Origin of the sequence: Aquisalimonas sp. APHAB1-3 (assembly GCF_048323695.1) — a bacterium.
Classification (GTDB): domain Bacteria; phylum Pseudomonadota; class Gammaproteobacteria; order Nitrococcales; family Aquisalimonadaceae; genus Aquisalimonas.
Map to the genome: position 1 here is coordinate 61,666 of NZ_JBLWFT010000012.1, position 22,510 is coordinate 84,175.

The 22,510-nt window shown below is 66.5% G+C and carries 21 protein-coding genes and 2 tRNA genes; 12 read left to right on the forward strand and 11 right to left on the reverse strand.

Going from position 1 to position 22,510, the window contains the following annotated elements; all coding sequences use genetic code 11:
• Nucleotides 1–89: 89 nt before the first annotated feature.
• Nucleotides 90–494, forward strand: coding sequence for a tetratricopeptide repeat protein (locus tag ACNSTU_RS14855; RefSeq protein ID WP_290635265.1), 405 nt, complete (start codon nucleotides 90–92; stop codon nucleotides 492–494).
• Between the two features lie 7 nt (nucleotides 495–501).
• On the opposite strand, the gene ACNSTU_RS14860 is transcribed toward ACNSTU_RS14855, so the two are convergent.
• Nucleotides 502–2,202 (reverse strand): NAD-binding protein, encoded by a 1,701-nt coding sequence (locus tag ACNSTU_RS14860; RefSeq protein WP_290637871.1) that lies wholly within the window; start codon nucleotides 2,200–2,202, stop codon nucleotides 502–504.
• A gap of 3 nt (nucleotides 2,203–2,205) precedes the next feature.
• Nucleotides 2,206–2,589: a DUF6394 family protein gene (locus ACNSTU_RS14865; RefSeq protein ID WP_290635261.1), complete on the reverse strand. Its 384-nt coding sequence runs from the start codon at nucleotides 2,587–2,589 to the stop codon at nucleotides 2,206–2,208.
• A 195-nt stretch (nucleotides 2,590–2,784) separates the two neighbouring features.
• On the opposite strand from ACNSTU_RS14865, the gene ACNSTU_RS14870 reads away from it, so the two are divergent.
• Nucleotides 2,785–4,002 (forward strand): response regulator, encoded by a 1,218-nt coding sequence (locus ACNSTU_RS14870; RefSeq protein WP_290635259.1) that lies wholly within the window; start codon nucleotides 2,785–2,787, stop codon nucleotides 4,000–4,002.
• An 8-nt stretch (nucleotides 4,003–4,010) separates the two neighbouring features.
• On the opposite strand, the gene nfi is transcribed toward ACNSTU_RS14870, so the two are convergent.
• The 6 genes from nfi to thiS all read right to left on the reverse strand — a co-directional run bounded on the left by nfi (nucleotide 4,011) and on the right by thiS (nucleotide 7,988).
• Nucleotides 4,011–4,676 carry a deoxyribonuclease V gene (gene nfi / locus ACNSTU_RS14875; protein ID WP_418212558.1) on the reverse strand — a complete coding sequence of 222 codons (666 nt, stop codon included), beginning with the start codon at nucleotides 4,674–4,676 and terminating at the stop codon, nucleotides 4,011–4,013.
• Between the two features lie 36 nt (nucleotides 4,677–4,712).
• Nucleotides 4,713–5,015 (reverse strand): DUF6763 family protein, encoded by a 303-nt coding sequence (locus ACNSTU_RS14880; RefSeq protein WP_290635255.1) that lies wholly within the window; start codon nucleotides 5,013–5,015, stop codon nucleotides 4,713–4,715.
• Nucleotides 5,016–5,194: 179 nt separating this feature from the next.
• Nucleotides 5,195–6,229 (reverse strand): NADP(H)-dependent aldo-keto reductase, encoded by a 1,035-nt coding sequence (locus tag ACNSTU_RS14885; RefSeq protein ID WP_290635253.1) that lies wholly within the window; start codon nucleotides 6,227–6,229, stop codon nucleotides 5,195–5,197.
• A gap of 21 nt (nucleotides 6,230–6,250) precedes the next feature.
• A complete protein-coding gene (trmB, locus tag ACNSTU_RS14890) occupies nucleotides 6,251–6,973 on the reverse strand; it encodes a tRNA (guanosine(46)-N7)-methyltransferase TrmB (protein WP_290635251.1) in 723 nt (240 codons plus the stop codon).
• 10 nt (nucleotides 6,974–6,983) lie between these two features.
• Nucleotides 6,984–7,766: a thiazole synthase gene (locus tag ACNSTU_RS14895; RefSeq protein ID WP_290635249.1), complete on the reverse strand. Its 783-nt coding sequence runs from the start codon at nucleotides 7,764–7,766 to the stop codon at nucleotides 6,984–6,986.
• 21 nt (nucleotides 7,767–7,787) lie between these two features.
• Entirely contained in the window at nucleotides 7,788–7,988 is a 201-nt protein-coding gene (gene thiS / locus ACNSTU_RS14900) for a sulfur carrier protein ThiS (protein WP_290635247.1), read from the reverse strand.
• Nucleotides 7,989–8,131: 143 nt separating this feature from the next.
• Between thiS and ACNSTU_RS14905 the strand changes: the two genes are divergently transcribed.
• From ACNSTU_RS14905 to ACNSTU_RS14915, 3 genes are all read left to right on the forward strand, one after another.
• Nucleotides 8,132–8,205 (forward strand) — tRNA-Gly (locus tag ACNSTU_RS14905).
• Between the two features lie 134 nt (nucleotides 8,206–8,339).
• A complete protein-coding gene (locus tag ACNSTU_RS14910) occupies nucleotides 8,340–9,377 on the forward strand; it encodes a TAXI family TRAP transporter solute-binding subunit (RefSeq protein WP_290635245.1) in 1,038 nt (345 codons plus the stop codon).
• 98 nt (nucleotides 9,378–9,475) lie between these two features.
• Nucleotides 9,476–11,500, forward strand: coding sequence for a TRAP transporter permease (locus ACNSTU_RS14915; protein ID WP_290633625.1), 2,025 nt, complete (start codon nucleotides 9,476–9,478; stop codon nucleotides 11,498–11,500).
• Here the strand turns inward: ACNSTU_RS14915 and ACNSTU_RS14920 are convergent.
• Together ACNSTU_RS14920 and ACNSTU_RS14925 are read right to left on the reverse strand one after the other, a co-directional pair.
• Nucleotides 11,497–13,083, reverse strand: coding sequence for a gamma-glutamyltransferase family protein (locus ACNSTU_RS14920; protein ID WP_418212559.1), 1,587 nt, complete (start codon nucleotides 13,081–13,083; stop codon nucleotides 11,497–11,499). The two genes, ACNSTU_RS14915 and ACNSTU_RS14920, sit on opposite strands and share 4 nt — an antisense overlap.
• A 192-nt stretch (nucleotides 13,084–13,275) precedes the next feature.
• A complete protein-coding gene (locus ACNSTU_RS14925; protein WP_290637874.1) occupies nucleotides 13,276–13,773 on the reverse strand; it encodes a host attachment protein in 498 nt (165 codons plus the stop codon).
• Between the two features lie 191 nt (nucleotides 13,774–13,964).
• On the opposite strand from ACNSTU_RS14925, the gene ACNSTU_RS14930 reads away from it, so the two are divergent.
• The 5 genes from ACNSTU_RS14930 (at nucleotide 13,965) to ACNSTU_RS14950 (ending at nucleotide 18,068) form a co-directional block, all read left to right on the forward strand.
• Entirely contained in the window at nucleotides 13,965–16,139 is a 2,175-nt protein-coding gene (locus ACNSTU_RS14930; protein ID WP_290632246.1) for an AsmA family protein, read from the forward strand.
• A complete protein-coding gene (gene mutY, locus ACNSTU_RS14935) occupies nucleotides 16,139–17,206 on the forward strand; it encodes an A/G-specific adenine glycosylase (protein WP_290632248.1) in 1,068 nt (355 codons plus the stop codon). The genes ACNSTU_RS14930 and mutY overlap by 1 nt, the downstream gene beginning before the upstream one ends.
• 3 nt (nucleotides 17,207–17,209) lie before the next feature.
• A complete protein-coding gene (locus tag ACNSTU_RS14940) occupies nucleotides 17,210–17,485 on the forward strand; it encodes an oxidative damage protection protein (RefSeq protein ID WP_290632250.1) in 276 nt (91 codons plus the stop codon).
• A gap of 64 nt (nucleotides 17,486–17,549) precedes the next feature.
• Nucleotides 17,550–17,625: transfer RNA gene (locus ACNSTU_RS14945), tRNA-Phe, on the forward strand.
• A gap of 227 nt (nucleotides 17,626–17,852) precedes the next feature.
• Nucleotides 17,853–18,068 carry a hypothetical protein gene (locus ACNSTU_RS14950; protein ID WP_290632252.1) on the forward strand — a complete coding sequence of 72 codons (216 nt, stop codon included), beginning with the start codon at nucleotides 17,853–17,855 and terminating at the stop codon, nucleotides 18,066–18,068.
• 130 nt (nucleotides 18,069–18,198) lie between these two features.
• Here ACNSTU_RS14950 and ACNSTU_RS14955 read toward each other — a convergent pair whose 3' ends face one another.
• The gene (locus tag ACNSTU_RS14955) at nucleotides 18,199–18,390 is read right to left on the reverse strand and encodes a hypothetical protein (protein ID WP_290632254.1); all 192 of its coding nucleotides are present in this window, start codon (nucleotides 18,388–18,390) and stop codon (nucleotides 18,199–18,201) included.
• 466 nt (nucleotides 18,391–18,856) lie between these two features.
• Between ACNSTU_RS14955 and ACNSTU_RS14960 the strand changes: the two genes are divergently transcribed.
• A complete protein-coding gene (locus ACNSTU_RS14960; RefSeq protein ID WP_366213538.1) occupies nucleotides 18,857–20,269 on the forward strand; it encodes an NAD-dependent succinate-semialdehyde dehydrogenase in 1,413 nt (470 codons plus the stop codon).
• 87 nt (nucleotides 20,270–20,356) lie between these two features.
• Nucleotides 20,357–22,447 carry a 3-hydroxyacyl-CoA dehydrogenase NAD-binding domain-containing protein gene (locus ACNSTU_RS14965; RefSeq protein WP_290632258.1) on the forward strand — a complete coding sequence of 697 codons (2,091 nt, stop codon included), beginning with the start codon at nucleotides 20,357–20,359 and terminating at the stop codon, nucleotides 22,445–22,447.
• Nucleotides 22,448–22,510 lie beyond the last annotated feature (63 nt).

The following is a 22,510-nucleotide window of genomic DNA, read 5'->3' on the forward strand; positions in this document are numbered from 1 at the left end:
GTTTTTGCAGAATATTAATAGTTGGCCCGCTTTGTGCTTCAACTGCCTGCAGAGGTAGCAGGACAACGCTGAGAAAGGCGGGCACAAAAATGACCATGAATAACGATATGGCGCAGGCGACCTATGCAATCGGTCGCCGGTACGAAATGGGTGATGGCGTGCCGATGGACATCGACACGGCGGCGCGGTTCTACCGGCAGGCGGCATTGCGGGGCCTGCCGGAAGCGCAGCATGCGCTGGGGTTCCTCCACGCGACCGGGCAGGGCGTGCCCCGGGATAACGAGATGGCGGTGGCGTGGCTGCGGTCTGCGGCCGAAGGCGGCCACGCCGAAGCCCAGCACAACCTCGGCGTGATGTATGCCGAAGGTCGCGGCGTGGAGGTGGACTACGAGGAAGCGGTGCGCTGGTTCTATCGGGCGGCGATCAACGGCTGCAGCCACGCCCAGGAATGGCTGGAGTCCCAGGCCATGGAAGAGGTCATCGCGGGGGAGTGAGGTGTGCTCACTCCCGGGCGCGTCGGGCGAGATAGCGCCAGACGAGCCCGTCCCCCCGGCTCTCGCCTGTGAGCATGTAGCGCAGGTTGTTGATGTGGCGAAGCGGCGTGCGCATGGCGCCCAGGGCGGCGTTGGTGCCGCAGAAGAGGATCCGGTCGCCGGAGGCCAGTGCCGTGTCTGCCGAGGGCAGCAGGACGGATTCGTTCTCCCGCAACAGCATCAGTGCAATGCAGTCCAGTGGCCGGTGCCGGTCGCGCGGGTGGTGCGTGAGGCCGGCAAGCGTCACCTCCATGCCCTGCTCCAGGGCCTCGATGACGGCCGGGCAGCGTGCGGTGCTGATCCGCAGCGTCCACGTTTCCGGGACCGTGCCGCCGGCGATCGCCTGAATCCGTTCCGCGAGGGCGGCGTGCCACTGCGCGTCGCGGGTGCGGGCGTGCGCCAGGAAGTCCTCCAGCAATGGCGCGTTCAAACGCGAGAGGATGCGGCTGGCGAGGATGTAGCTCGGCTCGACAGTGAGTTCGATGTCCGCTTCTCGGAACAGGGGTTTGTTCGACAGGTCGTTCTCGCGGGCGGCGATGTAAAGGCCGCCGTTGAGCTGCCGCGCCGTGATCACGATGGAGAGGTTGTCGGCGTCGTCCGCCGTGGCCGCGAGCAGCCCCGCCGCGGTGTCGATGCCGGCCCGGCGCAGGGTATGCGCCTCGGTGCCCTTGCCGCGGATGACGTCCGGCGGGCAGTCGTTGTGATCGGGGGCAGCGTCCACTATCACGGCGCGCACCCCGTGGCGGCGCAGTGCGTGGTAAACCGCCCGGCCGAGTCGGCCGAAACCGCAGATGATCCAGGTGCCTTCCGGCGGTTTCGGGCGGTCTGGCAGCTCCGTCGCCGGGATCCCCGTGAGCCAGTCCTGAATCCGGTGCATGTTCGGGGAGCGGATCGCGAGGATCAGTCGGTCGGCAAAGCCGGTGTAGGCGTCCACCACCGCGTCCGTACCGAACGATGTCATGTTGGCCGCGGTCTCGCTGCTGCCGGCCCGGGCGATCATGGTCGTGGATGGGCTCTGGAGCTTGCACGTCACCGCCACCTTCAGGTTGGCGTGATCATCGTCCATCACCGCGACCACGCCTGCACACCAGCGGTGGTCCAGCCCGGCGATGGTCAGGTTGGCCGGGATTTCCGCGTTCATCCGGAAGCCCGGCACGTCCACGCCCAGGTCCTTGAGGTCCAGGCTCTCGATGGACTCCTGCGCGTGGTCCACCACCACCACACGCCGGCGTCGTTCGGTGAGTGCGCGCGCCAGCAGCGCCCCGGTGTCACCGTATCCGCAGATCAGGTAGAACGGCTCGCTCATCTGCTGTACCGCCCGTCGCAGCCGGCTGCGCTTGACCGCGGAGCGGAACGCCGGATCCTGGATGAGCGAGATGATCGTTCCCACCGCATACAACCAGGCCAGCACCGTGATGTAGATGCTGATGGTCACCCACAGGCGCTGCGCGCCGCTGAATTCGTACGGGATCTCGCCGAAACCGATGGTGGGTGCGGTGTAGGTGATGACGTAGAAGGCGTGGAAGAAGTCCATCCGCCAGGGCGTGCCCTGATCGTCCTGCCCCGGCATCAGCGTCAGGCCCACAACGGCAACCGCGTAGGCGGTGATGAGCACCAGCAGCGGTGGCCGCATGCGCCGGAGGATCTGTGGGACGACGGATCTCACCATGGTTCAGCGCTGCAGGCTCGAGGTCTCGATGACCAGCAGGGTGGCGGAGACCATGTTAGCCAGCAGAGCCCCTCCGGAGAGCGACACAATGCTGGCCATGACGGCGGGGGTGAGTCCGGTGTCCGTGGCGTAGACGGCAATGCCCCAGACCAGCGCCGCCGCGATGAGCTGCAGGTCCGCCACCAGACTGGCGGCCAGGAGGACCGCGCCGATCTGCGTGCGCTCGCCCAGCTTGAGCACCGTGGCGATGAGGCTGACGACAATGGCGGCGAACAGCTCGTAGACATTGTGGTGGTCGGGGTTGTCGAACTCACCGAGGAAGAACCCGAAATTCAGGGTGAGGGCGAGCAGGATGAAAAAGCCGAAGACCACTTTCTCCAGATTCATGCGCCGGTGCTCCTGTTCCCTTCGCTGTCTGCAGGGTAAACGGTAGCATGGCCGCGCACCGACGCGGTGATGGCGGTATGTTGTGATGTGTGGCGCACAACGGCGCGGCGTCGTCGTGGGATAGTGGCGGAATCGGGTTTTTCACCTGTCATCGTCCCCGGCTGCGGGAGCGCAGGGCCGGGTGGAGGGAGCGCAATGGCATTGACCAGAGCCCTGGTAGTGGATGATTCACGCCTGGCGCGGGTGGCGCTGAGCAAGCTGCTTGGCCGCCGTGGAATCGAAGTGGACGTGGCCGGTTCCGGCGGCGAGGCGCTGGAATACCTGCGTACCCAGGCGCCGGATGTGGTCTTTCTCGACTACATGATGCCGGACATGGACGGCATGGAAGCGGCCCGGGCGATTCAGGCGCTCCCGGAGCGCGCGCCGTTGCCGCTGGTGATGTATACGTCCCAGGACACCGACGACGACCGCCTGCGTGCCCATGAGCTTGGGGTGTGCGGTTTTCTCCCCAAACCCACCAGCGAAAACGCGCTGGATGCGGTGCTGGCCGATGTGGAAGCCTGGTCGCCGCCAGCCATGGACGACCCGGCCGGCGAGCCGCCGCCGGCAACGGCCATGGACGCCTCGCCCGAACAGGGCACGGAGCCCGTGACCGGGGTGTCATCACCGGTGCCTCCCGTCGACTCCGCACCGACGGAGGCCACCAATGGCGCAACGCTGCCCGATGCCCGCGAGCTGGAGCAGCGCGCCGGCGAAGTGGCCGCGGCGGTCGCCCGGGAGACCCTGGATACGCAGCTGGACGAAGCGCGGGTTCACTGGCAGCACGAGCTGGACCGGGTGGGCGCGGAGTTGCAGGAAATGCTCCAGGAGAGCATGCAGCAGGCGCGCCGCGATGACGACACTCTGGGGGCCGCGAAGGCGGCTGCGGAGGAGTCCGCCCAGTCGGCGGTCAGCGACGCGGCCAACGGGCTGCGGCAGCAGGCGGAGGAAGCCGCCCGTCAGGCGGCGGCGAAGGCCGTGGAGCAGGCGCTAGCGGAGCGCGACATCCCGCAGCAGGATGCCCAACTGGAACAGCATGTGCATGCGCTGCTGGCCGAGCGGCTGGAGGCCCTGGGCGAGACGGACGCCTTTCGTGAGCAGCTGGTCGCAGCCCTGACAGATCACGGGGTGCCGGTGCTCAAGAACGCGCTGGATCAGTGGGTGCGGGAGCTGGCCGCGCAGGCGGCGCTGGATACGGTGGAGGATGCGCTGCGCAGCGCATCGGAAGTGATGTTCAAGGAAGCGGCCGCGGCCGCCGCCGAGGCCGCCGCCGAAGAGGCCAACGCCGCCCACGCTCGCACCCGGCGGTTCATGCTGGTGGCCTGTACGGTGCTGGCAGCGGGGGTGGTGACCGCACTGATTCTCGCCGTCTGACACGGTGGTCAGCGGCGGCGGGACGCCTCCCGATCCGCCGCACGGATCGGTTCCGGCAGGCGGTAACGGCTCAATGTGGCCATGACCCACGCCACCGCGCCATCATGGCTGACGCGATGGCCGGGCGAGACGAACACCGGTTTCACGCGGCTGCGTTTGCGCAGCACCGTGCCGATGCGGGTGTCGCCGTCCATCAGCGGTTGCTGGTCGCCACGCTGCTCGCCGACTTCCTCGTGGGATCCGCACAGGCGGCTCTTGCCGACGCCGATGGCGGGGCGATCCAGCCAGAGCCCCAGATGAGAAGCGATGCCAAGCCGCCGCGGGTGCGCAATCCCCTGGCCATCGCAGAGCAGCAGGTCCGGCAGCTGCTCAAGCCGCACCATTGCGTCGAGAATCGCCGGCATCTCGCGGAACGACAGATAACCTGGGATATACGGAAACGTCACCGGCGCGCGGCCGATCACCGTCTCCAGCGGAGTGAGGTCCGGCCACCGGAACCGGGCGACACAGGCGCGCGCTGTGTGTCCGCCTGCCTCGAACCCGGTATCGACGCCCGCCACGGTCGTGACACGCCCGGTGGCGTCGTCCAGCCGCACCCGCCCCGCCAGCGCCTGCTGGAGGCCGCGTGCGGATCGGACATCGCCGGGCCATTCGTGGAGGGCTGCCGTGACCATGGCGCCATGGTAGCAGCCGTGCGGGAGCCGCCGGGCTCAGCGCTCGAAGTCGAAGCCGTCCAGCGGGTTGCCGCTGAGACGATAGCGCGGCGGGCCATCGTCCAGATCCACCCCGTAATCCTCCCGGGAGATGTCCAGGGAGCCGGAGTAGTCTTCGGGCGGCTCGATGGGGATCAGATCCAGCTCCAGCCAGGTCTCCAGATCCAGTTCCTCGATGGCGCCATCAAAATACTGAATCTCCAGTGTCCCTTCCTCGGGATCCTGGGCCACCACTTCGAACGCTTCGCCGGTGGCGGTCTCGTACCAGTCACCGATGACCGGTTGGTAGTGCATTCCCATGCCTTCCACTCCTCCTGAGGCCGTCGTGCCCCGGTGGACGTCGTGTGCCCGTTGGTAACGGTGAAGCGTTTCCTCCTGTATAGAAGCTTCGGGGATGCGGGGCAAGCAGCGATGGGATGAACGGTCTCCAGGCGCTTAAGCCGGGAGACCGTGCACTGACAGGCAGGGCGTCGCCCGGGTTACGGACAGGGGTTGGGCATGCGGGCCTGGACCGCCTCCAGCGCCTCGATGACGGCATCGTCGAGGGTGACGTCGATGCTGGCGATGTTGCTGCGGAGCTGTTCCATGGACGTGGCGCCGATGATGTTGCTGGTGAGGAACGGCCGGGTGTTCACCCACGCCAGCGCCATCTGCGCCGGGTCCAGGCCGTGATCGCGGGCGATGGCGACGTATTCGGTCGTGGCCGCCTTGCCGCCGTCGTTCAGGTAGCGCTGAAACCGCTCGTAGAGGGTCAGGCGCGCCCCCTCCGGCCACTGGTCGTTGAGGTACTTGCCGCTCAACATGCCGAAGCCCAGCGGCGAGTAGGCCAGCAGGCCGCACTGCTCCCGGTGGCTCACCTCGGCCAGCCCTACCTCGTAGGTGCGGTTGAGCAGGCTGTAGGGGTTCTGCACTGTCTGTACACGGGGCCAGCCACGGGCCTCGGCGAGCTGCAGGAACTTCATCACGCCCCAGGGGGTTTCGTTAGACAGACCGATCCAGCGGATCTTGCCCTCGCGCACCAGCCCGTCCAGGGCCTCGAGGGTGTCCTCCATGGGCGTCATGATGTCGTTGTCCTTGGGGCGGTAGCCCAGCTTGCCGAAATAGTTGGCGCTGCGGGCCGGCCAGTGCAGCTGGTAGAGATCGATGTAGTCCGTCTGCAGGCGCTGGAGGGAGCCGTCCACGGCTTCTCGGAGCTGCGCCGGCGTGTGCCGGGACTTGCCGTCGCGGCAGTGGTCCAGGCCGGGGCCGGCGATCTTGCTGGCGAGAACGAGTTTGTCCCGGTCCTGCCGGCCCTTCAGCCATGTGCCGATGTACTGCTCGGTGAGACCGGCGGTGTCCGCCTTCGGCGGCACGGGATACATCTCGGCGGTGTCGATGAAGTTCACGCCCTGATCCACGGCATAACTCAGCTGCTCGTGGGCTTCCGCCTCGGTGTTCTGCTCGCCCCAGGTCATGGTGCCCAGGCAGATGGTGCTCACGTCGGCTCCGGTGGTGCCCAGCGGACGGTATTGCATGCTGTCTCTCCCCTTGATGGATTATTCTGCGCTTGGCGCGGCCCCGGCGGGTCGGCGCCGGTAGACGAGATCCCACACGCCGTGCCCCTTGCGGGCACCGCGCTCTTCGAACTTGGTGCGTGGCCGCTCTCCCGGCCCCGGGGCGAAACACCCGGCGCCATGGGCGTTGTCGAAAGCCGGGCTGGCCTCCATGACCTCGAGCATGTGCTCGGCATAGTTCTCCCAGTCCGTGGCCATGTGCAGCCAGCCGCCCGGCTGCAGCCGGCTGGCAGCGAGCTCCACCCAGTCCGGCTGCACGATGCGGCGCTTGTGATGGCGCTTCTTGGGCCACGGGTCCGGGAAATAGAGCTGGATACCGGCCAGCGACGCCGGCGGGATCTGGTGTTTCATCACCTCGACGCCGTCGTGGTCGATCACGCGGACGTTTCCGAGCCCCTGCTGTTCCACCAGATTGAGCAGCCGGCCGATGCCGGGACGGTGGACTTCCACGCCGATGTAGTCCCGCTCCGGGTGTGCGGCCGCCATGGCTGCCAGGGACTCGCCGTTGCCGAAACCCACCTCCAGGACCACCGGCGCCTCGCGGCCAAAGATCGCGGCATAGTCCAGAGGCGTCTCCCCGGCGGCGAGCCCGTAGCGGGCGAACAGGGCGTCGAGTGCCCGCTGTTGCGCCTCGGTCATGCGCCCTTCCCGGCGCACGAAACTGCGGACGTGGCGGTGGTGTGGGGTGTCTGTATCGGTGGTCATGGGCAACCAGTCAGAAGAACGTGCCGTCCAGGGGTGAGGAGGCGCTGGCATTGCGCCTGCGCGGAATGCGCCCGGCAAGGTAGGCCTCGCGTCCGGCGATGACGGCGTGGCGCATGGCCGTGGCCATGCGCACGGGTTCCCGGGCACCGGCGATGGCGCTGTTCATCAGCACGCCGTCGCAGCCCAGCTCCATGGCCACGGCGGCGTCTGACGCCGTGCCGACGCCGGCATCCACCAGCACGGGCACGCCGGCGTTGTCGATGATCTCCAGCAGATTGTACCGGTTCTGGATGCCCAGGCCCGAGCCGATGGGGGCGGCCAGCGGCATCACCGCCACGCAGCCGATGTCCTCGAGCTGCCGCGCGGCGATGGGGTCATCGGTCATGTACACCATCACCTCGAACCCATCGGCCACCAGCGTCTCTGCGGCGCTGAACGTCTCGCGCATCTCCGGGTAGAGGGTCTTCTCGTCGCCGAGCACCTCCAGCTTCACCAGGTTGTGTCCATCCAGCAGCTCCCGCGCCAGGCGGCAGGTCCGGACGGCGTCCTTCGCCGAGTAGCAGCCCGCCGTGTTCGGCAGGATCGTATAGCGCTCCGGCGGGATGGCGTCCAGGAGATTGGGCTGATCCGGGTCCTGGCCGATGTTCGAGCGGCGCAGGGCCACGGTGACGATCTCTGCGCCACTGGCTTCCGTGGCGGCGCCGGTCTCGTCCAGATCCCTGTACTTGCCCGTGCCCACCAGCAGCCGTGACTGGAACGAACGGTTTGCGATGACGAGGGGGTCGTCGGTCATGAGCAGGCGATTCCTGTTTGGTCAGCCGCCACCGATGGCGTGAATGATTTCTACCCGGTCATCGGGCTGAAGGTGCGTCTGTGCGAACTGGCTGCGCGGCACCACGTCTTCGTTGACCTCCACGGCAATTCGCCGTTCGCTCAGTTCCAGGTGGGCGATCAGGTCGGCCACGGACAGTGGCTCGGGCACGTTGGTGCGTTCGCCGTTGAGTTCGATGTGCATAGCGCCGGTCCGAGTCGGGTGTGGATGCTTACGACACCAGGAGCCGCATTCTACAACAACAACCGGCTTTGCTGTCCGCAACGGATGGTATCCGCGGACTTGCCAAGCCCCCGCCTTCGCGGCTACATTCACTCTCGCAGCAAGCGGGTGTAGTTCAATGGTAGAACGGGAGCTTCCCAAGCTCTTAATGTGGGTTCGATTCCCATCACCCGCTCCACTCTACTCTCCCCGGCCGTCTTGACCTCCCGCCACCCCCAAACCACACTCAAAACTGGCCCCGGACGCCTTGTGACCGTGGGCTGAACAATAAAAAGGGACAAATAACGCAAATAAAGAGAGAGGGGAGGAGACATGGTCAAGCGCTCTTCGTTCGTTACGCCCGGCGCTCTTGGTGCCGCGGCGCTGCTGACCTGCCTTGCAACGGCACCTGTTCACGCTGAAAGGGATCTCGCCTGGGCGACTTCGGCCACCGGCTCCGGTGGTCACGCCGTGAAGGTGGATCTCATGGCGGTGCTGAACCGGGAGTGGGAAGGCTACTCCATCACCGTGCTGCCGACGGCCGGCGCCATCGCGACGGTGCGAGGCTACGCCCTGGGCGAGTTCGACGGCTATTACGGCGCCGATGTGGCCTTCCAGGAGCTGGCCGATGACTCCGGCCGGTTCGAGGGTTTCCGAAGCGCCATGGAGCGTGAGCCGGTGCAGTCCTTCTGGGCCTACACCATGGAGGTGGGGCTGGCAGTGAGCGCGGACGATCAGGAGGCGTTCGATGGCTGGGGGGGTCTGTCCGGCAAGCCGGTGTTCACCGGGCCTGCCCCGTGGGATGTGCGTGCCCAGCTGGAGCGCGCCATGGCGGCTGCGGAGGTCTCCCACGAGTACACCGAAATCGATATCGATATCGCCGGTTCTTCTCTCAACGAAGGCACCATTCGCGGTTTCAACGCCTACACCACGGGTGAGTCCAGTCTGGCGCCATGGGTGAACGAGGCCATGCTCTCGTCCCGTGCCACCATCCTCAATCCCAGCGAGGACGAGCGGCGCATGATCGAGGAGGCGGGCATGGAGGTCGTTGCTATCGACCCCGACGTCTACGACACCGACGTCAACGTGGATACCGCATACGCAGTGCCGTTCTTCTACGGCTTTCATCTGGGGCCGGACGTACCCGAAGAGGACCTCTACGAGATGCTCACCATCATCGACGAGCACTCGGAGGAGCTCCGGGCGGCCAATGCCTCGTTTGCTCAGATCGATGACGACATCGTTGACCTCCAGCGGCGTGGCGTTGCGGCCTCCGGCGGCAGCGTGCCGGTGCATCCGGGTCTTGCCCGCTTCCTGAAGGATAACGATGCCTGGGACGACGCCTGGGACGACTGGATCTACGAGGACTGATCCACGCACGCCCGGCACCGGCGCCCGGTGTCGGGCCTGATCGGCCACTACGGCGCCCCTGAGGCGCCCGGGAGGATCAGTGCTGGAAGCCCGGATCCATGGCGCGTGAACAGGTCCAGGGCGCGGGGCAGCGCCCGCTGACCCGTACCCGCTACTGGTGCAACGTGGTGAGCCAGATCCTGTTCTACGGGATCTCACTCTACTTCTTTTCATACCTGACCACGTACTACCTGACGGGGGCGGGCGGGGCCACGCTGCTGGCCGTGACCATGGTGCCGGTCGCGGTCGCGCTGGCCTACCTCAACGACCTCCGCAAGGGTGAGCTTTATCCGGCCCTGGGTCCTGTGCTGGCGACGCTGGTGGGCGCGGCCTACGCGGCTGCCCTTCTGTATGCCTCCGCGTATCTCATCGCCGAGTTCGACAGCATCCGCATCTATCGCGTCGGCTTCTGGAATGAGGCGGACAAGCTGGCGGGTGGCATTGTCGCCGTGCTGGTGCTGGAGTACACCCGTCGGCGTTATCTGGCCCTGGCGCTGGTGATTCTGGCGCTGATCCTCTACACCGCGTACGGCTATCTGGTGCCGGGGGTGTTCAATCACCCCGGCATGAGCTGGGAACGGATTCTCACCGCGTCCAGTGTCGAGATCTCCACCGGGGTGTTCGAGCGGCTGTCCCAGCTTGGCCTCACGCTGATAGGTTCGTTCATGCTCGTACTGGCGGTGCTGCGGGCGTTCGGGTGTATCGAGTCCATCCTCGTGGGCAGCTCGCGCCTGGCCGCCCGGTCGCCGCGCCTGCTGCCCCAGGCCGCGGTGATTGGGAGCTTCTCCGTGGCCGCGGTCTCGGGCAGTGGAGCGGCAAACGCGGCCACGACTGGCTCGGCGACCATTCCGGCGTTGATCCGCGCGGGCTTCCCCAGGGTCAAGGCCGCCGCGGTGGAGACGGCGTCGTCCCTGGGGGGGCAGCTCATGCCGCCGCTCATGGGCATCGCGGCCTTTCTGATGGCCGAGTACATGCAGGTCAGCTATTTCGATGTGGTCGCGCGCGGCTTTGCGCCGGCGATTCTCTATTTCATCGGCGTCAGCCTGGCGGTGTATCTGCTGGCGGGGCATTACATGCACCGGGTGGTGAATCCGCGTCAGGAGCCGATGCAGCCCATGGATATGATCAACCTTGCCGCCTATGGGCTGGCGGTGGTGGCGCTGATCTGGCTGATGGGTGTGGAGCGCCGCGCCGCCATGTCGTCGGCGCAGCTGGTGTTCATGGGGTTGCTGCTGGCGCTTTCGGTGCTGTTCTTCGCGCGCCTTGTCTGGGCTGCCCGCGAGAAGCCCGCTGCACTGTTGCGACGGGAGAGTCTGCGGGAAGCGGGCGGGCCGTTCGTGCGCATGATCGAGACGTTCTCCACCAACACCGCGGAGCTGACGGTGCTGCTGGCGACGCTCGGCATTCTCACCGCCACGTTCACCATCACCGGCGTGCCGACCAAGGTTGGCATTCTGCTCATGGAGACTGCCGGCGCGCATCTGGCGCTGATGGTGCTGGTCGCATTCGGGTTCGGCTATCTGGTGGGCATGGGCCTGCCCGTTGCGCCCACGTACATCATCGTGGCCGTGGTGATCACGCCGTTCATGATCCGCGCCGGGGTGGACCCGTGGGTGGCGCATTTCTTTGCCTTCCTGGTGGCGGTATTCGGCGAGCTGTCACCGCCCACGTCCGTGGTCGCGGCGGTGACGTCCCGGATCGCGGAGGCGCCGTTCGTGCGCACCATGATCGCCGCGCTGGGCTTGTGCGTGCCGCTGTTGATCATGATGGCCGGGGTCTATACCCGGCCCGGGCTGGTGGTTGAGCCGGGGCTTGCGCAGGTGCCGGCATTCACGCTGTTGCTGATCGGCACCCTCGGCGTGATCTTCGCGTTGCAGGGGAATTTCGCACGAGCGCGGACACCGGATTGGGCGGCGCGCCTGGCGATTGCGCTGCTGAGCCTCGTGGTGATCCTGCACCCCGACGAACAACTGGCCTGGCTCGCCGCCGGGCCGGTGGTGGCGCTGGGCGCGTGGGGCTTCCTGCGGGCACGCCGGTCCCTGCGGGAGAAGCCGCTGCAGCCGGCGGTGGACGAGAGTGGCTAGAACGCCACCGCCTGCCCGTCCTTGCGCGGGTCGGAGCCGGCGACGTAGCCGCCCTCCAGGCGGTGAACGATCTGCGCCCCGCCGAAGCCGAACGCGGCCTCTGGCGCCTCAACCACCAGTTCATGTCCCAGCTCGGCCAGGGCGGCCCGGGTCGTATCCGCCATGGCGGTTTCCACGGCCACCCGGCATCCGGCCAGCACGCGCCACCGCGGGGCATCGCAGGCGGCCTGCGGGTCCTGTCCGAAGTCGGCCAGTCGCACGGTCATCTGCACATGCCCCTGCGCCTGCATGGGGCCGCCCATAACGCCGTAGCTGGTCAGTGGCGCGCCATCGAACGTGGTGAGAAAGCCGGGAATAATGGTGTGAAAGGGGCGTTTGCCGCCGTTGACCCGGTTCGGGTGCCCGGCCTCCAGGCTGAACCCGCCGGCACGGCCCTGCATGCTGATCCCGGTACCGGGCACCACGACACCGGAGCCGAACCCGAGATAGTTGGACTGAATGAACGACACCATGCGGCCGTCAGCGTCCGCCGTGGACAGGTAGACCGTGCCGCCGGGGCGTGGGTCGCCGTGGCCCGGGTCGCCCGCGCGGTGGCGGTCAATGAGGCTGGCGCGGTGGTCGAGGTAGTCCGGTGCCAGCAGATCGTCAGGGCTGACGGTCATGGTGGCGGGATCCGCGACGTGGGCGTGGGCGTCGGCCAGGGCGAGCTTGGTTGCCTCGATCTGCAGGTGAATGCCGGCAACACTCTCCGGCCCTACCTCACGAAGTTCCGTGCGATCGAGAATACCCAGGGCGATCAGGGCGGCGATGCCCTGGCCGTTGGGCGGGATTTCATGGGCCACCACGTTGCCGTAGGGGACGTGGATCGTGCCGGGCCAGTCCACCGCATGGCACGCCAGGTCCTCTGCGGAGAGCGCCGCGCCGTTGTCTGCGGCGGCGGCCGCGATGTGCTCCGCCAGTTCGCCTCGGTAGAACGCCTCGCCACGGCTCTCCGCAATGGCGCGCAGGGTCGCCGCCAGTGCCGGGTTGCGGAAGCGCTCACCGGCGACCGGTGGTCGGCCGCCCGGCAGGAAGGCTTCCGCGAAGCCGGGCTGTGTCGACAGCTCACTGGCGCCCAGCGCCCACAGCCGGGCGATGACGGGCGAGACGGGAAAACCGCCCTCGGCGTAGTCGATGGCGCGCTCGAACAATTGCTGGAACGGCAGCGCTCCGAAGCGCTGTGACAGGGCAACCCATGCCGATACGGCACCGGGCGTCGTGACCGACTCCCAGCCGCGCAGCGGCATGCTCTGGAACGCCTCGAACCGTTCCGGACGCCACGCCGCCGGCGAGCGCCCGCTGGCGTTCAGGCCGTGAAGGCGGGTGCCATCGTGGACGATGGCAAAGGCATCGCTGCCCACGGCGTTGCCCGTGGGCTCCACCACGGTCAGGGTTATGGCCGCAGCGAGGGCGGCGTCCACGGCGTTGCCGCCACGAGCCAGCGCGTCCAGGCCGGCCTGTGCCGCCAGCGGCTGGGATGTGGCAACCACGTTGTCGCCGAGCACCGGGCTGCGGCGTGAGGCGCAGGGAGTTTCAAACTGCATGATCGGGCCGGTCCTGATCCAGAGACGCGGTTCGACTATGGCACAGCGCCCGCGCGGGGCAAAGGAAGCCGCGGGGGGCTGGCATGGTTGGTGATGATGGACCTTCAGGTCCACCACCGGCTACGAACCAGAAGAAAGCCCCGCACGAGCGGGGCTTTGATGGTCAGCGCCATACGGGCGCGCGTTTCTGTTTCAGTGCCGGCGTCTGCCGCGACGTTTCGGAATGTGGCCGTCGTTGGCCAGGCGTTCCTGGAGCTTCCTGGGGGTCAGCTTGGCCAGGTCCTTGGGGACTTCATGCAGGTCCACCCCGTTGGGGATCGCGTTGTGGAGATTGGGGCGCAGAAACCCGAGCATGCGTTTTTCGGCGCACAGAACCACTCGGCGCGTGCCGTTGCTGCGCGCCATGGCATCGAGTTCCTGGGCGATTTCACGGGCGAAACGCCGTTCGCATTCCGCATCGTATCCATCGCGATGATCGTCATACCCATGGGCGGACCCATTGGGCGTACGATTGCGCCCGGCACGTAGCTCCGCCAGGATCTCCTCGCGGTGAGCCTGGTGGATAGGGTTCGCCATGGTTTTTCTTTCGATGAGGTCCGGTCCGGACTCGAGTTCTGGTACTTCTGGGTGTTCTACGGTGAAAAAACGGGCCTTCGATCCCTCGGCAACGACCACACAATAACGACTCATACGTGATCTCCTTGGTTCGCGGCGGGGAAGCCGCCGATCGTACGACAGACACCATGACCCGCCGTCCCGGCCGGGTGGCGCCGTCCGTTGTGGAGCCCATGTCTTATGGCGGCCGCGTTGCTGCGACTCTTTTTTCTGCGGGACTCCTGACTGCAGTATAGTTACTACATTCACAATTGAAGGGATTCGTCATGCCCCGGATCATCAAGTGGCTGCTCGTCGCGCTCGCCGCGTTTGCAGGGTTGGTGGCGCTGCTCGTCGCGGCGCTCATGCTGTTCTTCGACCCCAACGACTACCGCGAGGACATTGAGCGACTGGTCGAGGAGCAGACTGGGCAGGAACTGGTGATCGAAGGGGAGATCGGCCTGTCGTTCTTCCCCTGGCTGGGGCTGGATCTGGGGCGTACGCGCCTGGAGAACAGGGAGGAGTTCGGCGACGAACCCTTCGTCAGCATCGAGAACGCCGGCGTCGCCGTGCGCATCCTTCCGCTGTTCCGCCGGGAAGTGGTGCTGGACACCATCCGCCTGGACGGCCTGCGCGCCAACCTGATTGTCAGCGAGGCGGGCAACGCCAACTGGGAGCTGGATCTGCCCGAGGATCCGGACGAACCCGCCGAAACGCCCGTCCCGGATGAAGACGCCCCCGACGAGGTACCGGCCGAGCGTGACGGGCTGCCGTTCACCGTCGGCACGATCCAGGGTGTTCAGATCACCGATCTGCACGTGACCTACGAGGATCGCCAGACGGGCGCCCGCCACGAGGCTGGCCCGGTGAACGTCACCCTGGGCGAGCTGCGTCTGGACGATGACGTCACTCTGGAAGCGGACTGGGCCGTCAGCCTGGACGAAGACACCCGGCTCAGCGGTGATCTGAACGGTCTGCTGCGCGTCAGCAGCGATTTCCAGCGTTTCCGCGCCGAAGTGCTCGGCCTCAACCTCAACACCGAGGCCGAGGGCTTGCCCGACGGTGGCCTGGACGCGAGCCTGCGCGCCCTGCTGACTGCCGACTTGGAGGCGGACAGCGCGCAGCTCAGTGATCTGGTGCTGGAGACCGCCGGGCTGCGGCTGAATGCCTCTGCGGATGTGGCGTCGCTCACCGGAGAGCCGACGGTGAACGGCCGTTTCGACATCCCCGAGACCGACCTGCGGGCGGTGCTCGCCCGACTCGGTCAGGACGACTTCGAGCCCGCGGATGACGACGCCCTGCGCCGGTTCAGCTTGAACGGGGCATTCCGCGCGGACGCCGACCGTGCCGAGCTCACCGAGCTGCTGGTGGCGCTTGACGATACCGAGCTGAGTGGCACCGCCAGCGTCGCCGATTTCGACGACCCCATGGTCCGGTTCGATTTCGCCGGCACGCGGTTCAACGCCGACCGCTACCTGCCGGAAGGCGCGGACGAGCCCGGCGCCGGGGGCACCGCGGTGGCCGATGCGGATGAAGACGCCGAAGGGGCCGAGATCCCGCTGGAGCCGCTGCGGGCCCTGAACCTGGAGGGGCAGTTCACCCTGGAGGAGCTGATCGTCGCCGGTTTCGAGCTGGCGGACATCAACATCGAGGTGAATGCCGCTGACGGCCGCATCCGCATCCATCCCCTCACCGCCAACCTCTACGACGGCACCTACGCCGGCGACATCCGGCTCGACGCCACGGGGGATGAACTGCTCGTACGCGTGGATGAGCGCATGGAGGGCGTGCAGGCGCAGCCCATCGTGCAGCAGTTCCTGGGGCGGGATCTGCTGCGCGGCACCGCCAACATGCGCCTGCAGGGCGAGACCCGGGGCAACGAACCCATGGAACTGGTGCGCGAGCTCATCGCCCAGGTGGATCTCTCCTTCTCCGAGGGCAGCATCATGGGCATCAATCTGGAGCAGACCGTGCGCAATGCCGTCGCGCGGCTCCGGGACGAAAGCACCGACGATACGGAAGCCCCCCGCACCGCGTTCCAGGATGTGGATGCGCAGCTCAGTATCGACCGGGGCGTGGTCCGCAACGACGATCTGCGCATCCGCTCGGAGGTGTTCGACATCCGTGGGGTTGGGGAGGCCCACGTCTTCGACCTCACAGTGGACTACCTTCTGGAAACCGAACTGGTGGGTGGCAGCGGCTCCGAGATGGAGTGGTTGCGCGGCGTCACCCTGCCGGTCCGGTTCGACGGCTCCCTGCTCTCGCCCGATATCAGTCTCGATCTTGCCGAGGCCTTGACCGGTGAGCAGCGCCAGCGGTTGCGTGATGGTGAGGCGGCTTTGCGCGAGCGCGCGGACGAAGAGGCCGAGCGCGCCCGGGAGCGCCTCCGGGAAGAGCGCGAGGAGCGTGAAGGGGAAGTCCGCGAACGGGCCCGGGACGAGCTGCGCCGGTTGTTCGACTGATGGTGCCGGAGGCCGCCGAAGCGGAACGCTTCCAGGCGCAGCTGCTGGCGTGGTACGACCACAACGGCCGCCACGCGCTGCCCTGGAAGCAGCCCGCGACGCCTTACCGCGTGTGGGTGTCCGAGATCATGCTGCAGCAAACGCAGGTCAGTGTGGTCACCCCCTACTTCGAGCGGTTCATGGAGCGGTTCCCGGACGTGGCGGCGCTGGCCGCCGCGCCCCTGGACGACGTGCTCGCGCACTGGGCCGGGCTGGGATACTACGCCCGCGCCAGAAACCTCCATCGCGCGGCGCAGCGCATCGTCGACGACTACGGCGGTGCCATGCCGGAGCGCATCGAAGAGTGGGAAGCCCTGCCGGGTGTGGGGCGATCCACGGCCGGCGCCATCCTGTCCCTGTCCATGGGGCAGCGGCACGCCATCCTCGACGGCAACGTCAAGCGCGTCCTGGCGCGCTATGGCGCAGTCCCCGGGTGGCCTGGCCGCACCGCCGTGGCGCGGGAGCTGTGGGCGGTGGCCGAGACGCTGACTCCCGAGGCGCGCTGCGCCGACTACAACCAAGCCATGATGGATCTCGGCGCCACCGTCTGCACCCGCCGTAACCCCGCCTGTCTGTTGTGCCCGGTGAGCCAGGGCTGTCGTGCCCGTGCGCAAGGCGAAGAAGAGGCGTATCCCGAGCCAAAGCCCAGCAAACGCCTGCCCGTGCGGCAGACCCGCATGCTGCTCATCGAGTCGGATCAGGGCGTGCTGCTGCTGCGCCGGCCACCCGCCGGCATCTGGGGCGGGCTGTGGAGCTTTCCCGAGTGTCCCGTCGATGTGGATCCGGTGGTCCACTGTAGCGCCGAACTGGGCATCACAGTCGATGCCCCGGAGGCGTGGTCCGCATTCCGGCATACGTTCAGCCATTACCACCTGGATATCGAGCCGGTCCACGCCCGGCTCGCCGGTTCAGCCGGCCGCGTCATGACAGGTGCGGAGGCCGTCTGGTATAACGAGCACTCACCGCTTGGGCGCGGTGTGGCCGCTCCGGTTCACCGGCTCTTGCAGCACTTTCACCAGGGAGCATGACCCATGGCGCGAACCGTTCACTGTGCCCGGCTCGGCGAAGAGCTGGAAGGGCTTGAGAAGCCGCCGTACCCGGGTGAACTCGGGAAACGGATCTACGAGCACGTCTCCAAACAGGCCTGGCAGGAGTGGCTGGGCCACCAGACCATGCTCATCAACGAATACCGGCTCACTCCGGTGGACCCGAAGGCGCGCAAGTTCCTTGAGGGGGAAATGGAGAAGTTCCTGCTCGAGGGTGGTGCCGCCGTGCCACCGCCGGATTACCGGCCGCCCGAGGAGTGAACGCGCCCGTGGCCGGGCTTTGCCTTGACGCGCCCGGCCCGATGGGGTTCAATGTGCCGCCTCAGGCCGGGTAGCTCAGTCGGTAGAGCAGCGGATTGAAAATCCGCGTGTCGGCGGTTCGATTCCGTCCCCGGCCACCAGATACGCATAAGAGCCCGCAGCGCTTGGCGTTGCGGGCTTTCTTGTTGCATCACTCCCGGCATCAATCTCCAGCCGCACGATCTCCGGCCGTAGGGTCGACCTTCAGGTCCACCAATCCCGATCAATAACCACGCCCCGTCCCGCACCCCCTCCGACTATACTTCCGCCAGGGGCGCTGCGCCCCGGGACAGCAACGGTCTGATCGCCACTGAAGCGGGAGGTCGTCATGACACAGGCAGTAACCGCCGCATATGAGAGCGTTGAAGCGGCCCGGAACGTCGTCGATGAGTTGATTGCGGATGGTTTCGACCAGGAAAAGGTCTACCTGGACCGCGACACCTGTCAGGTCAAGGTGATGACCCCGGATCGTGGGCTGCGGGAGGTCGAAGAGATCCTCGGCCGTCATCGCCCACGGAAGCTCTGGTCGACCCACGTTCATTAGCATGGGTTTCTGGAAGGTGCCGTGTTCGTCGCGGCGCCGGACATGATCCGTTAGGCCAAAAAAAACACTGGCGGCATGAACATGCCGCCAGTGCAAGTGGGGGGAATGCTACATCCGTGTGTTGATCGAGTTATTCGATCTCGTCCCCTTCGTGCTCGTCTTCCTCGTCTTCGTCGCGATCCTCATCGTAGAGAACCACGTCGTTGGCATCGCCGGCGCTCTGCGCGCCGGTACCCAGCGAGCTGCCAAGGGGGGCCGCGGTGGCGGCGATGGAAAAGAGGAGAGCGACAAGCAGTGCAAGCGCGTATGTCGTGAATTTCATGACCTACCTCCTGGGACTGGTATCCCGAGCGCGCCCAGGCTCCATTGCCGGGCAGGATACTCGAAGCAAGTTCGGTGCCGCTTTTTTATGCGCTTAAAATCAACAGCCTGGAGGCGTTCTATCGGTTTGTAGTGTCGCCCGCCGGTGTCGTCTTTCGGTGACTCTGGCTCTAACCTCATGAACGCAATAGTAAACCTGCTGTCGTCGAAGCGAGACGTATCGCTTCGTTACGCTCTCCTGGACGTTGGGCATCCCCGATGTCGCCACATCCCCCCCAATAGATGCTAGTCTCCCAAGTCAGAAATGAAACGCTGTTTCGCAAAACGCAACTGTGTCGACGAGGCCGCCAGTTACGGACGACGAACAACGCGCGGGGTCGTGGATACCGCTTTCGTCACGCAGCACAGGAGGAATTGCCGTGAGTCTCTCGTTGAACGATTCCCAGCTACTCAAGACCCAGGCTTACATCGGCGGTGAATGGGCGCCCGCCGGCGCCGGTGCCACGTTTGATGTGATCAACCCGGCCACCGGCGATGTCCTTGCCAACGTTCCCGACATGAACGCGGCGGACGCCAGACAGGCCATCGCCGCTGCCGAGCAGGCGTGGCCCGAGTGGCGTGCCATGACTGCGCGCAAGCGCTCCAAACTGCTGCGCAAGTGGTACGACCTGATCACCGAGCACAGCGATGATCTCGCCCAGCTCCTGACTGCGGAGCAGGGCAAGCCCCACGCCGAAGCCAAGGGGGAAGTGCTTGGCGGTGCCGCCTACGTGGAGTGGTTCGCCGAGGAGGCCAAGCGTATCGAAGGGGATTTGCTCTCGCCCCAGGGGCCGGGACAGCGCGAGCTGGTGGTAAAGCAGCCCGTGGGTGTGGTGGGTGCCATCACGCCGTGGAACTTCCCCTCCTCCATGATCACCCGCAAGGTCTCCCCGGCGCTTGCCGCCGGCTGCCCTGTGGTGATCAAGCCCGCGGAAGACACCCCGCTATCCGCCCTGGCCCTGGCCGAGCTGGCCCACCGCGCCGGCATCCCCGCCGGTGTGGTCAATGTGGTCACCGCAAGCCACGGCGCCGATGTGGGCGGTGAGCTTGCCACCAATGCCACCGTGCGCAAGCTCTCGTTTACCGGCTCTACCGCCGTGGGCAAGCTGCTCATGAGCCAGGCGTCGGATACCGTGAAGAAGGTCAGCCTGGAGCTGGGCGGCAATGCGCCGTTCCTGGTGTTCGAGGACGCCGATCTCGACACCGCCGCACAGGCGGCCACCATGATGAAGTTCATCAACAGCGGTCAGACCTGCATCTGCGTGAACCGCTTGATGGTGCATGAGAACGTCTACGATGCCTTCATGGAGAAGTTCACCGCCGCGGTGGATCAGCTCAACGTCGGCAACGGCGCCGAGAAGGGTGTCACTACAGGCCCGCTGATCAATGACAAGGGCCTGGAGAAGGTCGAAGGGCTGGTGAAGGACGCCGTGGGCAGTGGCGCCAAAGCCGTTCGCGGCGGGCAGCGGCACGAGCTGGGCCGAACCTTCTACGAGCCCACCGTACTCGCCGACGTGAATCCGGACATGGCCTGTTTCGGCAACGAGATCTTCGGCCCCGTGGCGCCCGTCTACCGGTTCAGCTCCGAGGAGGAGGCGGTGCGCCTTGCCAACGATACCCCGTACGGTCTGGCCGCCTACTACTTCACCCGCGATCCCGGCCGCATGTGGCGCGTGGGCGAGGCCCTGGAGTACGGCATGGTCGCCTGCAACACCGCCCGCTTCGTGCACGAGGGCATGCCGTTCGGCGGGTTCAAGGAATCCGGCATCGGTCGTGAGGGCTCGAAGTACGGCATCGACGAATACCTGGAGATGAAGTTCCTGTGCATGGGCGGTCTTTGATCGCCCGGCGCATTTGTTAGCAACAAGCCAGTGCCGGCGGCGCGGTGCGCGCCCCGGCCACGGACGAATCAGATGAAGGAGGATCGCATGAGCGACGCAGTCAGTTACCAGTTGAAGGATGGCGTGGGCGTTATCACCGTGAACAACCCCCCGGTGAATGCCCTGGGCCAGGCCGTGCGTGCCGGGCTCAAGGAAGGGCTGGCGAAGGGCCTGGCGGATAATGGTGCCAAGGCGCTGGTGGTCATCGGCGGCGGGCGCACGTTCCCGGCCGGTGCCGACATCCGCGAGTTCGGCAAGCCGCCGCAGGACCCGAGCCTGCCGGACGTCATTGACGCCTACGAGAACAGCGACAAGCTGGTGGTTGCCGCGATTCACGGCACCGCCCTGGGTGGCGGTCTGGAAGTGGCCCTGGGTTGCGACTACCGGGTGGCGGTCAAGTCCGGCGCCGTGGGCCTGCCGGAAGTCAAGCTGGGCCTGCTGCCGGGCGCCGGCGGCACCCAGCGCCTGCCCCGTCTGGCCGGGCCGAAAGCCGCGCTGGAGATGATTACCGCCGGCAACCCGGTGAAGGCGCCCAAGGCCCAGGAAATGGGCATCATCGATGCCATCGTCGGTGACGACCTCGAGGCCGAGGCCATCGCCTACGCCAATAAGCTGGTGGCCGACGGCGCCCCGCGGCGGCGCATCTGCGACATGGACGCCAAGGCCGAATCCGCCAGCCTGTTCGAGGAATTCGAGAAGGGCCTGCAGAAGAAGGCGCGCGGCTTTCTGGCGCCGTTTCACTGCCTCAAGGCGGTCAAGGCCGCGGTGGACCTGCCCTTCCAGGACGGCCTCAAGCGTGAGCGCGAGCTGTTCCAGGAGCTGATGGAATCGCCCCAGTCCAAGGCCCAGCGGCACGTCTTCTTCGCCGAGCGCGAAGTGGCGAAGGTCCCCGGTGTGAGCAAGGACACCCCCAAGCGCGACGTGAAGAAGGTCGGTATCGTCGGCGCCGGTACCATGGGCGGCGGCATCGCCATGAATTTCGCCAACGCCGGCATCCCGGTGATCATCAAGGAAGTGAAGCAGGAAGCCCTGGACAAGGGCCTGGCCACCATCCGGAAGAACTACGAGAGCACCGCCAAGAAGGGCCGCATTTCCATGGACGACGTGGAGAAGCGCATGAGCCTGCTGTCCGGCACCCTCGACTACGATGACTTCAAGGATGTGGACCTGGTCATCGAGGCAGTGTTCGAGAGCATGGACGTGAAACAGGACGTGTTCGAGACCCTGGACAAGGTCTGCAAGAAAGGCGCGATTCTCGCCAGCAACACCTCCACCCTGGATGTGAACCGGATCGCCTCGTTCACCAGCCGGCCCGAAGATGTCTGCGGCATGCACTTCTTCAGCCCCGCCAACGTCATGAAGCTGCTGGAGAACGTGCGCGGCGACAAGACCTCCGACGACGTGGTCGCCACGATCATGGACATCGGCAAGAAGATCGGCAAGGTGGCCGTGTGCGTCGGCGTGTGCGACGGCTTCGTCGGCAACCGCATGCTGCACAAGCGCCAGGCCGAGGCCGTGGCCCTGGTGGAAGAGGGTGCGAGCCCCGAGCAGGTGGACAAGGTCATCTACGATCTGGGCTTCCCCATGGGACCGTTCGCCATGTCCGACCTGGCCGGCCTGGACATCGGCTACAGCATCCGCCTGGAGCGCCGCAAGGCCGGTGACCCGGACGCCCAGGAGCTGACCTGGCTGGACAAACTGGCCGAGAAAGGCCGCTACGGCCAGAAGACCCAGGCGGGCGTCTACAAGTACGAAGAGGGTGACCGGACGCCCAAGCCGGACCCGGTCACCGCCGAGGTGATCGAGCAGCACCGCAAGGACAAGGGCATCACGCCGCGCGACGTGAGCGACCAGGAAGTCCTGGAGCGGTGCATGTACGTCATGGTCAACGAAGGCTCCAAGATCCTGGAAGAGGGCATCGCCGCCCGCGCCCTGGACGTGGACATCGTCTGGATCTACGGCTACGGCTTTCCGGTCTACCGCGGCGGCACCATGTTCTGGGCCGACCAGGTGGGCCTCAAGGAGATCCATGATCGCGTCAGCCAGTTCTACAAGGAACAGGGCGGCGAGCAGTGGAAGCCGTCGCCGCTGCTGGAGCAGCTGGCGAAGGACGGCAAGGGCTTTCACGACGCCAAGTAAGCGGTGATTGCCGAGCCCGGGGCGGGACTGCCCCGGGCCTGGCGTCGCGGCTTGCGCCGCTCC